The organism is Pedobacter lusitanus (assembly GCF_040026395.1).
GTDB classification, from domain to species: domain Bacteria; phylum Bacteroidota; class Bacteroidia; order Sphingobacteriales; family Sphingobacteriaceae; genus Pedobacter; species Pedobacter lusitanus.
Genome location: NZ_CP157278.1, coordinates 326,984 through 340,429, shown reverse-complemented (window position 1 = coordinate 340,429; position 13,446 = coordinate 326,984). Strand labels below are relative to the sequence as shown.

The following is a 13,446-nucleotide window of genomic DNA, read 5'->3' as shown; positions in this document are numbered from 1 at the left end:
GCTTATTGCTCAAGGTAAAAAAAGGCAGGGTCTTTTATCATTAAATCCCATTGATGTTATTACCCACAGTCGGCATAGAGAAGATCTTTAACCTGCCTTATAACAGAGAAGATTTTAAGATTGTACACCATCAGCCAATCAGCATGCCTGTTATACCTCAGGCACATAAGCATGATTTCTATATGGTTTTACTTATAGAACATGGTACCGGCACTCATACTATAGACTTTTTTGAGCACCAGGTAAAACCAGGAACCGTATTCTTTCTCGCGCCCGGACAGGCACATCAGTGGAACTTTTCAGTTGACACCAGTGGTTTCCAGGTCATGTTTTCTCCGGATTTCCTTTTACAGGTACAGCAAAAATTCCCTTTTTTCACAGCTTCCGGAAAAGCTTCTTTTCAGCTTAATGAAACAGACAATGAACGAATAACCGCAGCACTCAAAACACTTGTTCAGGAAGCAGATGAACAAGTGTCATTTTATATGGAAATGGTACAGCATAAGCTTCAGATCCTTTTAATCTTACTTAAACGTGCTTATAATGGAACATTCAAAATACATATACCCGGTACAGATAACCGCCTCCTTAACCGATTTCTTACTATACTGGAAAAACACTACCATACCAATAGCGATGTAGCATACTATGCTAATATACTGAATGTTACCCCTAACTATTTAAATCAGGTATGCCGTACTAAATCAGGGACTACTGCCGGCGATCAGATCCGTGAACGTATCTTACTTGAAGCCAAAAGAATGCTTACCCTAACCAGTCTCGATGTCAAAGAGATAGCCTTTACGCTTGGTTTCAATGACACCTCCTATTTTTCCAGATTCTTTCGTAAATACACGAATTCAAGTCCTGTAAATTTCAGAAAAAAGAATAATCAGTACCTGTGATGTACTAACCAGTCCTATATCCGGACCTCCATAACATTTAAGTTTGCCAGACGATGAAATGCTTATATCTGCAATTAATGGCTATGCTCTGTTTTTTGAGCATAACTTTCAGTTCATGTGCTCAGGAAAAGAATATGGAAAAATTAACAGTTTTTAAAATTATTAGCTTAAATGAAATTAATCTGCTAAAACAGTGGATTGCTGAACAACCCGACCTTGAAATCCGTAATGACAAAGGTGAAACTCCACTAATTACGGCTACCTATGCAAATCAGACGGAGATGGCTAAACTGCTCATTGAGGCTGGTGCTGATGTGAATGCCCAGGACAAAATGCTGAATAGTTCTTTTTTATATGCTGGTGCATCTGGATATCTTGATATATTAAAATTATGTATAAAGGCAGGTGCAGACTATACTGTATTTAACAGATATTATGGTACAGCATTAATACCTGCCTGTGAAAGAGGACACACTACTGTTGTTGCTGAACTCCTCAAGGATGAGAAATTCCCTATAGATCATATTAATAAATTAGGTTGGACTGCCCTATTGGAGGCCATTATTCTTAATAATGGCAACAGCAAACAGGTAGAAATTGTAGCGATGCTGATTAATGCTGGCTGTAATGTAAATCTTGCTGATAAGGAAGGTGTAACTCCTCTGACCCATGCAAAAAACAAAAAATTCGAACCCATAGTTCTGCTGTTAAAAAAAGCCGGGGCTCATTAAAACCAACCTATTGTTTTTATGAAAAGATTATTCACTACAATACTTCTATTATGGACAGGATCTATTGCTTTCGCACAGAGAACACAGGTCGATCTGATGATTACTGATGGAAATATTATTGACGTTAAAAATGGAAAAGTATCCTCAGGAAAAGCAATAATTATCCGCAATGATAGTATTCTTACCATTATTGATCTAAAGAAAGCTGCCCGATATAATGCCAGACAACAGTATAATGCTGCAGGAAAGTTTATCATTCCCGGGCTTTGGGATATGCATATGCATTTTGGAGGAGGAGATTCACTGATCAGGGAAAACAAAAACCTCCTTCCTCTTTTCCTTGCTCATGGAATTACAACAGTTCGGGATGCTTCAGCTGATTTAAGTAACAGTGTATTACAGTGGAGAGATGAAATTTCAAAGGGAACTTTACAAGGCCCCACCATTTTTACTTCAGGCCCTAAAATTGAAGGTTATCAATCAATTTGGCTAGGTGATATCGAAGTTGGCACAACTGAGGAAGTTAAACTCGCACTTGATTCCCTGCAAAAGCTCAAAGTTGACTTTGTTAAAATCACTGATAATACCTTAAAACCAGCTTTGTTTCTTGAGGCTGTAAAAATGGCACGTGCCAGAGGTTTTAAAGTTTCGGCACATATCCCTTCTTCCTTAACCATGAATCAGGTAGCGGATGCCGGACTAAGTGCTGTTGAACATATTGGCTATGCTTTAAAAGCGGGAACTAAAGATGAGCAGCAAATATCTGATGAAATCTCTTCAGGAACTTTAAAAGGAGCTGCTGTTAATCAGAAAATCATCGCTGATTTTGACGAGGCTACAGCACTTAAGGCCTACCGGAATATGACCAGACATGGCATGTCACTAACCCCTACTTTATCTATCAGCCGTACTATTGCTTATCTGGATCAGGATGATCATAAAAACGATCCATATCTGCAATATATTGGCAAAGGGATTCGTAAAACCTATATATGGAGAATAGAACGCGCAGCTAAGGATAATCCGGCAGCTATTGAATTCAGACACCAGCTGTTTGAAAAATCTGCTTCCGTTTTACCTCTTTTACAAAAAGCAGGCGTAAAAATTCTGGCAGGAACAGATGCCGGGTATTTAAATTCATTTGATTACCCTGGCATTGGTTTACATCAGGAATTGGAATTATTTGTTAAGTATGGCCTGACTCCTTTACAGGCACTTCAGGCCTCTGTTATTAATTCTCCGGAATTTCTGAATCAAAAGAACTATGGGAGTATAACCGCAGGAAAAAAGGCCGACATTCTTGTATTAGATGAAAATCCATTACAGCATATCAGTGCAACCCAAAAGATTAACGCTGTTATTGCGAAAGGACAAATTCTGGATCGGAAAAAACTGGATAGAATGCTGGAAGATATTAAAGCTATGAATCAGTAAAACAGGTAATTCTACGTAGTGATATCAGGTATTTCCACTACCATATATATCTTTCTATCTTTATAAATTTGTAGTATAAGGTTAAAGACTAATAAGTTAACGCCATCCTTGTATCTTAGTTTTAATTTAAAAGCCTCAGGATTGAGGCTTTTAAATTATTAAAATTACTTGTTGACAGATACAGAAACGAATTTTAATTTTCAAAGAAAAGATTACGTAAATCAAATAACAACTATGAATTGTATTTGAAGATTGACGGCGTAATTCCAGTATGTTTTTTGAAGTAATTATTAAAATGAGCAGGATAGTCAAACCCAAGACAATAACCAATTTCGGCTACGTCCCAATCCGTATTCTTTAAAAGAGTTTTTGCCTCATCAACAATTCTGTTACTGATCATTTGTGTTGTGGTCTTCCCTGTGTGTGATTTTATCACATAATTCAGGTGGTTAACATGAATATTCAATTGACTTGCAAATTCAGAAGCAGTCTTTATCTTCAGTGGGTTCCCCGGAGAATCAACGGGAAACTGACGTTCGAGCAATTCCATAAACATTGGCGTAATCCTATCTGAAAGATCTTTTTGAGAGATGATGTTATAATCAGCCTGAATCTTGATTCCCTGGTGTATAATCAACTTAAGCAGACTTCTGATTACCTCAAATTTGTATTCATAATCGCTTTTTAATTCATCAGTCATCTGCTGATAATACCCACTAACCAATTCGGCCTGCTCTTTATTCAAAAAACAAACCGGATCAAGTACAGGATTAAATAAAGGACAGGTCAGCTCCAGCCCCTTTTTTAGTTCTGCGGAGATAAACGAATCGTTAAACAAACATAAAAAACCCTCCTGATTATCAGCAGTGGATTCCCATGAATATGGAACGGAAGGATTTGAAAAAACAAGGGCAGGCTGATCTATTTCTATGACTTTATTTGCAAAGTGTAACCTGCCATCTCCTATAGTCAGACATATTTTATAATGATCTCTTCTGTTATAGGGCGTGACCTTATTACAATAACATCTGGGCTGAACATTAAAATGACTTGAGTTTCCACTTGAATTTAATAAATCTGACGGAATAATCTGATTTGTTCTTTTATAAAACTCACCAAGGGTTTCTACTGAAGACATAACAAATGGATTGAATATTTCAAAGAACAAAGATAATTAAAATCTCTGATCTAAAATTTCTGGATTTGCTATATTCACTGGATTTCCGTTGATATAACTCATCACATTTTCGAATGCTTTACTGAAATATAATTCATATCCATTTTTTTCTACATAACCTAAATGTGGTGTACACAAAACATTAGACATTTTAAGCAACTCGTAATCCGGACTATAAATGGGCTCTTCTTCATAGACATCTATACCGGCAAACCCCGGCCTGCCCTTTCCAAGACATTTCAACAGAGCTCCTTTTTCAATTAATTCTGCTCTTGCTGTATTAATCAATACTGAAGATGTCTTCATCCTGTTTAGGTCAGTTTCTTTTACAATCTCTGTAGTAAGATCATTTAAACGAAGGTGAAGAGTAACCACATCGGTCGTACTAAAAAACTCCTCTTTTGTAGCAGCGCTTCTAAAACCATCGTTTACAGCCTGATTTCTTGACTCTTCGCTTCCCCAAACCAGTACATTAGCTCCGAAAACCTTTGCGTAACCTGCTACTTTTTTTCCAATCTTACCATAACCCCAGATTCCAATAGTTTTCCCATTAATACTTGAACCGATATTTACCTGCCATTTCCCATTTTTCATCGCTTCGATTGCTTCAGGAATCTGTCTTACAGTATTCATAATTAAGATCCAGGCTAATTCGGCAGGTGCAACAGGAGATCCTACTCCTTCTGCAACAGCAACTTTATGTTCTGTACAGGCATCTATATCCAGATGATTCGATATTTTACCTGTCTGGCTGATTAATTTCAAATCTGGCAGTTTAGAGAGCAATTCACTGTCGACAATCGTTCTCTCCCGAGTAAGTACCAGTATTTCTATACCCTTTAGTTTTTCGGAAAGTAATGTTTTGTCTTTTTCTGTTTCATTCAAAATTAAAACCTCCTGTCCGTCTAACAGGCTAAAACACTCCAGGTCCTTAATGATATTCTGATAATCATCTAAAACAGCTATCTTCATCAATGTATTTTTTGCACAATTTAAGCGAAATTTATATAATGGGCATAATTAAAAATGAATCATAAATTGCAATGATGATTTTACTGGATTGGTTATTCACACTGTTACACCTGATCATTATTGGGTTCAATCTGTTTGGCTGGATATGGCCCGCAACAAGAAAAGCCCATCTCCTGGTTGTTGCACTTACTTTAAGCTGCTGGCTGATCCTCGGTATCTGGTATGGTATAGGTTATTGTCCTGTTACAGATTGGCAATGGCAGATTAAAGAAAAATTGGGTGAGACAGATCTGCCCAATTCTTTTGTTAAATACTATGCAGATAAAATATCCGGTCAAAAAGTCTCTTCATCATTTATAGATGCAATAACTGCGATTAGTTTCGCCGCTGCCATTATGATGACAGTTTATGTAAACTTTATAAAAAAAAGACTGCCTAATTAATGAACATTAACTATTGAACTGCCTTAAATGATGATCAGTATGCTTATAAACGAGACAACCAACCTGTTCTCTTGTCAGTTTTCCAAAAAAAGAGTGTACAATTTCGATAGCTGAAGAATCAGCATGTTCCTGCAGTAAAGCAATCCATTTTTTCTTCTCAGCTAACACATCACCGTGAAGCTCTTTTATTTTAAGTTCAGCAAGCGTGGGAACATTTTGTTTGATAGGAGTTTCATCCTGTGTAAATTCCTTCAAAGCCATCTTACCAAATAGCCGGCCTAAAAACATTCGTCCGTAGACATTCCTGCCTAACATCATTTCTTCGTAAACTGTACAATGTTTCAACATCTGATAGACATTCATTTTACCCCATCGCGCTTTACTATCCTCATTAAGTGTATTGATTCTGTCTATTAGTTTTTCTCTTGTTACGCTGTCAAATATCGTTTTCATATTTTTATATTATAAATAAAAATGCCATACATTAAGCATAAGCTAATGTATTATCAATATTTGAAGCCAACCGGGTGCGCTCCTGACATTTTAAGGCGTTGTTCAGGACAAGATATTTAAAGCGGATTATTAAAACAGCCAATATATATCAGATTATTATAACTTTTCAGTGGTTTATCCATTGATAAGTTATCATCTGCATAACAGAATATAGCGTTTACTGTTGAAAGTCCCTTTCCTACACAAGCCTGATAGATTCCTACTTCAATCTGATCATCCCATACAGGAAGTTCTTCTATAGCCATCTGAATACTGATCTTTTTTCTGCTGTAGTAAATAGTGATCCAGTCTTCATCATAAACATCCTGAAGATCCAGGTCTTTACCAAATTGACTACGAAGATTTGAATCTGAATTGTCTTTCTGAAATTTCGACTGATCAAAATATTTATAGAATTGTTCTTCTGTTTTATCTGAGGTGCCTGCCCACACATGTATGCTTTGCTGTGCCATTTTATGATTATTATTTATTTAATGATAGTTCATTTCAGTTGGGTACTCATATTTTCTCTTCAATAATCCCCCGATCCCAGTAACAATTTGATTAATAATTTTACTGATTCAGGATCTTCAGCACTATTAACAGAAGTGACACTGTTGCCAAAAATATCAGTGGAACGTGTGACCATGGCAATATTTTTTCCGCTACGGTCTTTATACGTATGAATAGTATCTCCAAAAATGTTTACTGTTTTGGAGATACTATAAGTCTGAGCATTAACAGCCACCACTCCCAATGATAAAAACAATAAAAGAAATAGTTTAATTTTCATGAGACTGGTTATATTTCTGCTAAGATACAATTTGAGGCATAAACTCAGTTATTGTTTTGGTTGCTGTTGTGTTACGCAATGAACCATTCCGCCATTAGCAAATAAATTACGACAGTCAATGCCGATGACTTTTCGGCCTGGATACAGCTTCTGAATAATATTGTTGGCAACAGTATCATTTGGGTCATTATAGTTAGGCACCAGCACTGTATTGTTGGCAATGTAATAATTGATATATGACCCTTTCCCAACATTTTTGCCGTATGTCGTAACTACATCATTCCGGGTAAGTGGTACTTTCACAAAGTTATAGGGTTCTGCATTCTTATTCGTTGCACCATATAGTGTACTGATATCTTTTTGAGGCACCTGCCAGTACAACATATCTTCTTCAGACATAGTAATGATCGCAGAGCTATTCACGAACCTTGCAAATCCATCTATATGCATATCTGTAATTTCAAGCCCTGCCTTTCCATCCAGCCAGATAAACTTTGTAACTCCAAGATATCTGATAAATATAGCCTCTGCCTGAGCTTGTGTCATACCAGGATTCCTGTTTTCATTTAATATTGAACTTTTACAAGCCATAAAAGTTCCTTTGCCATCAATTTCAACACTACCTCCTTCGTTGATCATTATGCCATTAAGGTCTATTTTCTTAAGATTACGATCGTTAGCTAGTTTCGCAGGTATTTGATTACAGTTCTCATAATCTGCTTTTCTACCCCAACCATTAAATCCCCAATCCTCAATAAGTAAGTGTCCATTTTTGTCTCTTACAAATATAGGCCCATTGTCACGTACCCATACATCATCTGTCGGGCTGATCGTAAAATCTACATTATCTAGTGGAATATTTTCTGTTTTTAAGAGACTGGTCACTCTTTCCCTTTCAGTCTGATCATAAACGATGAGATGCACTTTTTCACCCTGTATCAGCGCTTTGGTCATCGCAATCCAGGTATTATCCAAACGATTGCGGAAGGTTTTACCATATTGGTATTCATGCGGCCATTGTAACCAGGTACCTTCATGAGGACTGGATTCTTCAGGCATTGTATACAATTTAGTGGTGTCTGCAGTAGAGCCAGGAGCAATATCAGCCCCTTCTTTTGCACAGGAAAAAAAAATGGTCGATAAAATCATTAACGCGATTGTCATTTTGAACATAATAAATTTGTAAGATTTTGATAGCGCAAAACTATATGGACCTCAACACAGATTATTGTCCAAAATTGACAATCTTAATTCTAACCCAGAGGCAACCATATATAAGTAACCTGTTCTTCAGGAGAACTTGTATTACCTGGATGCATCATATACTTTTCGATAACTGGCGAATGCCCGAATTCAAGCGCTGTGTTTAAAATCCAGCCAGCGTAGATCTTACTGTAAGTATCTTCGATCGTTTGATACTCTCCGTAATGTACGAACTGCGCATACCTACCTCCTCCTATCGTTTTAGAAGGTAGTTTCCCTTCCTTTATCTGCATAGTGGAACAGGTGTCATATCTGCAGCTAAGGTTCTCTCTTATCAAAGGTTCATCCGCTACAATACCGTAAAATTCATTTCCATACACTGGAAACTCATTCTCCATAAACCTCTCCCACAGTGATTCAATTTCTTCGTCTATATAGCTTATAAACGCGCTCTTGTAATAAATTGTAAAAGGGCGGACGTAAACAATTTCCGGTTTTAAAAGCTGCTTCGCTTCAATTGGAAAAATCTCAGCTTTGGCGAGCAGAGGCTCCTTTTGAAATTTAGCATCTTTTGGAGCAATATTAAAATGTTGTTTAAATGCTTTTGAAAATGAAGCCAGATTGGAAAAACCGACCTTTAATGCTATGGAAGTAATATTCTCAGTGGTATAAAGGAGCATTTTATATGCATTTTCTACTTTAAGGCGTTTCTGATATGCACCAATGGTCTCTCCACAGGTATATTTAAATATTCTTTGAATATTCCTGTAAGAATAATTGGATACATTCTCCAGCTCTCTGATGGAAATAACCTGATCATAGTTTTTTTCTATAAGACTTATCGTATTGTAAACACAATTCAGATTTGCAGAAGTCTCTTTTCTTATTTCCATACCGGTCAATATTAACGCAGTAAACATATCCTTTTTATTTGCGTTTCTCTAATCCTTCAAGAGCCACTACTGCAATATCTCTTGTTATTTGCGTTGGGGAGTGACAATCGCAGTTACTCAATCCCAGAACATAGATATCAGGAATATAAACTCCCATTGTTTTAAAATCAAATATACTACCACCGTGCTCCCTGACAGGTATCTTATTTATTTCTTTAATATGCCAGCCATAACCATAAGCAAATTCTGCTCTATTATTCAATTTATATCTGCTGAATACCTTTCTGGTCTCGTCAGGATTAAGCAATACATTTTTGTTTAATGCATTCTGCCATTTCAGCATATCATCCGCAAATTTTTGGTTCAAATGTAGTCTGGCACAGACTTGTTTTATGTGACTTAACACATATTTTGGGACATTCCCTAAACGAAAAAAGCATGCAATCATATGATTGCATGCTTTTACATAGTTTTGTTACTATTCTCTGTGATCCCGCTGGGATTCGAACCTAGGGTGAAAATCACGGTTTATTCATTATCTGGGAGGTTTTGGAATTGGTACTAACCGAATCGCTCACCTTTTATTTGTACGTTTTTGCTGTAAATGCTATGTTGTAAACATAATAAATTTTCAGAATGGATAAGTATCTGTTTTACTAAATATATCTAAAATTTGAAAAACTATTTTGAGAGAAAATTGAGTAGTTATATTTTATTTTTTTTTGCATCGGCCCATTCTGTTGTACCTAATGCATGAAAGCTCGATATTCTACCTGATTCAAAGGTTCCGTTAAGCAATGCCACTAAATCGAAAGCAAATTTTGAAAAATTGGGTTCAGCCCAATCTAACATCGCACCAAAATATGAATTTTCATCTATTTTAATAGTATCTGAAAGTGTAAAGGGTCCAAGTAATGACCTTTCGGGCTTTTCTAACGACGAGATAATTGGTTGTTGAGAATTTAAAAGACTTATGTGTCCTGTATTGTCTTTAGAATGTCCAGAACCTCTTAAAATAACCCCTCCTGAATACCCACGAAGACTATATCCATCAACCATCATATTTATTGCTCCTTTGTCGAACTCGTTCTCTTTCCTTAACTCAAAAAAAACGAGACTACAAAAGAAGTCTCTAGGCAAATATTTTTTGTATCGTTCATCAGGGGCATCAATTCCACTCATTATTTTACTTAGTTCCCTTAGATGTTCTATTCCACTTTTAACGGTAGACCTTGCAAATGATGATTTCACCTCTATAACCGCCTTTACATATTCTGCGGGTATTGCTAATGAACTTCCTTGTTTTGAATTATCTGGACTTTCTTCTATCCATAAAATCGGAGCCTCTAAGTGCTCATAGATTATTACGTCAAAATGAGGTGTGTTTTCAAGATCGGATATCCCCGTAGAAATTATATAACCAGAAGTCACACCATATTTTTTTGGCAAAAAATTACCTAACCATTTTCTGAATTCTGCTTCGGCAACATTTCCATGGGAAGTTTGAACAATATGCTTTTTACTAAGAGTTTTGGCCCTGTCGAATTCATCTAGCATTTTTTTTCTTGCTATCAAAAATTGGCTCCAACCTTGCGCAGGCATTTGAAATTGTAGTTCTTCCATTTTTTTACTTTAGTTAAGTCTCATTTTATTATAGGGCCAAAGTTTTGATGAACTTATTATTCTTAATAATTAACTTGAATTCGTCTTGAATTTTTACAGTTTGATCATTGGGTACTAATAAAATTCTAATACTAAGATCTTTTTAGTACATTTTTTTAATTTCATCGATCCATTCAGGCACTTTATAAGTGTCATCTAGTTTCAATATATATTTATTTGCAAACTCAAATTTGTTATTTCCTTTATTGAAAAAATCATCTAAAATTTTTGATTTGCTTGGTGATAAATCAAGAGAAAAGAATGTTGGTTCCTCTGAAGGATTATTAATATCAGTTAAAACAGTTGTTAGTTCAGGATTATCTACCTCAAACTCTATTAAAGTATCATAAAAGAGTTTTCCATTTAAAGTATCTTCAATCTCTGTTTTTGGAGAAACTGGATTTCTATCTACTTGAACCAGAGTCGTTTTTCTTGTTTTCTCATCATTAACTATTCGAAAACATAATAAGTTATTTAATTCTCCTTTGATGGGATATTGTACTATTTGTGAATCGGTATCAGAAATTAATATGACTTTCCCTTGAATATCTTTTTTGAAATCTTCATAAGCAACTTGCAAGTTATTGTAAATTCGTTTAATTTCAGAAGCACCCCCAACTGGGATTATCCTTAGTTTTTTTTCTTGTTTAATATCTGCAAAATACTTCTCAAAATATATTTTCTCTGAAGAGCCTTCACAGATTAACCAATTATAAGGCTCATCACTTAGTATACTAGTTATAATAGATTGAATAAAATCATTTATGCTTTTTAGTCTAATGTCGAAAGGTAGTTTTCCTTTTGAATCCTTTAATGATTGCTTTACTGATTCCCGGTAACTATTTACACTGATTAAATCAAATATGTGCTGATCCTCTTTTCTAGAAATGATGCTAACGTTTCCACTTTCAATAGTCGGAATAAAGCCATACCAATGTGTTGTGAAAAGTAATTGTTTACAAAGTAAGCTAACTTCATATAATTTATTAAATTGATCATAACAAGCTGACATGTGTAAAGATGACTCAGGTTCATCTATTGCAAGAACTATCTTTTCGGTGTTATTTCTATAATTTTTCAAAAATTGATATGCTATCTCAATAATTGCTTTTTGTTTTTCTCCAGAACTCAAGTAAGCCATTTCAAGCCAATGAGTCCCTTGTTTTTTATGGAGTTTACGTATTTTAAAATATGCCTCAATGATTAGTTTATATACGTCATTTTTTCTAAGATTAACTTGACGTTCTCCTCCTGTTCTAAATGAATACTCATCTAAAATAGAAGATAAATTATCAATAAAACCATTTAGATTACTGTTTATTTCTTGAATCTTAGATTGTGGAACACATTTTTCAACTATATCATTCAAGGTTTCGCCCATTAAAGATTGAATTTCTTTTGTCTCTAGTTGAGTAAAACTTTCTGGGTCTATGTCTTTGGGGATATAGATATACTCAATTAAATTCTTAAGCTCATTCACTAAAGGCGAAAATTGCTGTAGATCTGAATCTTGTACTATTTGGAGGGTTCGATCAAAATCGTCAACGAAAAGTTCACCTAGTTTCTTTGTATTAAATATACTTAGATTAGGAACATTATCATACGATAATCCTAATGGTAATATTAGTGTATCTTCTTTTGATTTATCTCTTTTTATAATTTCTAACTGATCCGAAAATATTTTAAAATGCGGTCTATTTTGTGAAATAATATCAGCATCTTCTAAGTCCCAGATGTAATCGCTTAACTTTTTTGCAATTTCCGAATTTTCAGATCCAATGTCATTGATTGATATAGCAAATAGAGGCACAATATGAGGCCTAGTTATTGGAAAACCACTTTTTTTAGTTACAACGTTGTAATTCCACGATTTAACATTAAAAAAACTGTCCAATGCTTCAAGCACAGAGCTTTTGCCAATACCATTATTACCTACTAATCCACAAAAGGACTGGCCGAAAGTTAATGGTATATAATTTATTCCAGAATAAGTTTTGAAGTTTCGAATGAGTACGCCAATTATCATTAATTTGTTTAAGTTTTATTTCGTAATGATACGAATATAGAACTTTTTATCATTGAGCGAATTTTTTTAGTTTTCAATGCTAAGCTGAAAATAGTTACGTCTTTTCAGTAATGGAGATTGAAAATGGTTTGAATATCAGTAGGTATTAGTGCAATGTATTGCAGGTCGAATTAAATTAGCAAGCAGGAATTGGGCAGTAGCCCTATTCTATCCCTGTATGCGTTGCAAACAGGATTGTAAGAATCCCCCGAGGATTCTTTAGCCTACAGTGAGGTGATAGAGCATGGAATAAAGGGTTCTGGTTGGAATCCTATCTGTCTGGATGTTTTATTTAAGAAGGGAAAAAAGAAAGGAGTTTTTGCAAAAGACTTTCCCACCGCGCAGTTTTTGCAGGGGTGTTTACGGAAAAGACCGTGGGCTTGAAGTAAAGGCAATGGTTCAATCATCGATCAGTATACTTTTTAAACTCTCAATTTCCGGATGCTGGTAGGCTAGTGTCCCTTGTGGAAGGTCAAATAGTTTTTCCATCAGAATGACTTTTTCATACGGGATATCTTGTGTGCTTTCTGGTAGCTTGGAGATGCAGAAATAGGTGCGGAACTGCATCTCGTGGTTGCATAAAAGTTTCTGAAGCCTTACGTATCACAAGTGTACAGCAGTCCCGCACCTATTTTAGGAATACGCTAATATAGCATATTAGTAAATAGGTTAGGTA

Annotated in this window: 14 protein-coding genes; 4 read left to right on the top strand and 10 right to left on the bottom strand. The window is 35.4% G+C overall.

Annotated features, from left to right (window positions below; translation table 11 throughout):
• Positions 1-53 precede the first annotated feature (53 nt).
• From PL_RS01565 to PL_RS01555, 3 genes are all read left to right on the top strand, one after another.
• Positions 54-905, top strand: coding sequence for an AraC family transcriptional regulator (locus PL_RS01565; RefSeq protein WP_041885409.1), 852 nt, complete (start codon positions 54-56; stop codon positions 903-905).
• A 134-nt stretch (positions 906-1,039) separates the two neighbouring features.
• Positions 1,040-1,636, top strand: a complete 597-nt coding sequence (locus tag PL_RS01560; protein WP_235324627.1) for an ankyrin repeat domain-containing protein — start codon at positions 1,040-1,042, stop codon at positions 1,634-1,636.
• A gap of 18 nt (positions 1,637-1,654) precedes the next feature.
• A complete protein-coding gene (locus PL_RS01555; RefSeq protein WP_041885403.1) occupies positions 1,655-3,070 on the top strand; it encodes an amidohydrolase family protein in 1,416 nt (471 codons plus the stop codon).
• A 232-nt stretch (positions 3,071-3,302) separates the two neighbouring features.
• Here PL_RS01555 and PL_RS01550 read toward each other — a convergent pair whose 3' ends face one another.
• The gene (locus tag PL_RS01550; RefSeq protein ID WP_348620842.1) at positions 3,303-4,208 is read right to left on the bottom strand and encodes a helix-turn-helix domain-containing protein; all 906 of its coding nucleotides are present in this window, start codon (positions 4,206-4,208) and stop codon (positions 3,303-3,305) included.
• A gap of 36 nt (positions 4,209-4,244) precedes the next feature.
• Positions 4,245-5,219: a D-2-hydroxyacid dehydrogenase family protein gene (locus PL_RS01545; RefSeq protein ID WP_348620840.1), complete on the bottom strand. Its 975-nt coding sequence runs from the start codon at positions 5,217-5,219 to the stop codon at positions 4,245-4,247.
• Between the two features lie 71 nt (positions 5,220-5,290).
• On the opposite strand from PL_RS01545, the gene PL_RS01540 reads away from it, so the two are divergent.
• Positions 5,291-5,662 (top strand): DUF2784 domain-containing protein, encoded by a 372-nt coding sequence (locus tag PL_RS01540; protein ID WP_041887091.1) that lies wholly within the window; start codon positions 5,291-5,293, stop codon positions 5,660-5,662.
• A 6-nt stretch (positions 5,663-5,668) separates the two neighbouring features.
• On the opposite strand, the gene PL_RS01535 is transcribed toward PL_RS01540, so the two are convergent.
• The 8 genes from PL_RS01535 to PL_RS01500 all read right to left on the bottom strand — a co-directional run bounded on the left by PL_RS01535 (position 5,669) and on the right by PL_RS01500 (position 12,731).
• Positions 5,669-6,115, bottom strand: coding sequence for a DinB family protein (locus PL_RS01535; RefSeq protein WP_041887089.1), 447 nt, complete (start codon positions 6,113-6,115; stop codon positions 5,669-5,671).
• Between the two features lie 116 nt (positions 6,116-6,231).
• Positions 6,232-6,627 (bottom strand): immunity 22 family protein, encoded by a 396-nt coding sequence (locus PL_RS01530; RefSeq protein ID WP_041887087.1) that lies wholly within the window; start codon positions 6,625-6,627, stop codon positions 6,232-6,234.
• A 59-nt stretch (positions 6,628-6,686) separates the two neighbouring features.
• Positions 6,687-6,947, bottom strand: coding sequence for a hypothetical protein (locus PL_RS01525; protein WP_041887086.1), 261 nt, complete (start codon positions 6,945-6,947; stop codon positions 6,687-6,689).
• Positions 6,948-6,995: 48 nt separating this feature from the next.
• Complete coding sequence (locus PL_RS01520) at positions 6,996-8,120, bottom strand: agmatine deiminase family protein (protein WP_052496633.1); 1,125 nt, start codon at positions 8,118-8,120, stop codon at positions 6,996-6,998.
• An 80-nt stretch (positions 8,121-8,200) separates the two neighbouring features.
• Positions 8,201-9,043 carry an AraC family transcriptional regulator gene (locus PL_RS01515; protein ID WP_235324732.1) on the bottom strand — a complete coding sequence of 281 codons (843 nt, stop codon included), beginning with the start codon at positions 9,041-9,043 and terminating at the stop codon, positions 8,201-8,203.
• 34 nt (positions 9,044-9,077) lie between these two features.
• Positions 9,078-9,386 (bottom strand): hypothetical protein, encoded by a 309-nt coding sequence (locus PL_RS01510; protein ID WP_041887084.1) that lies wholly within the window; start codon positions 9,384-9,386, stop codon positions 9,078-9,080.
• A 362-nt stretch (positions 9,387-9,748) separates the two neighbouring features.
• Positions 9,749-10,666 carry a DUF6602 domain-containing protein gene (locus tag PL_RS01505; RefSeq protein ID WP_348620835.1) on the bottom strand — a complete coding sequence of 306 codons (918 nt, stop codon included), beginning with the start codon at positions 10,664-10,666 and terminating at the stop codon, positions 9,749-9,751.
• 142 nt (positions 10,667-10,808) lie between these two features.
• Entirely contained in the window at positions 10,809-12,731 is a 1,923-nt protein-coding gene (locus PL_RS01500) for an AAA family ATPase (protein WP_348620833.1), read from the bottom strand.
• Between the last annotated feature and the right edge of the window lie 715 nt (positions 12,732-13,446).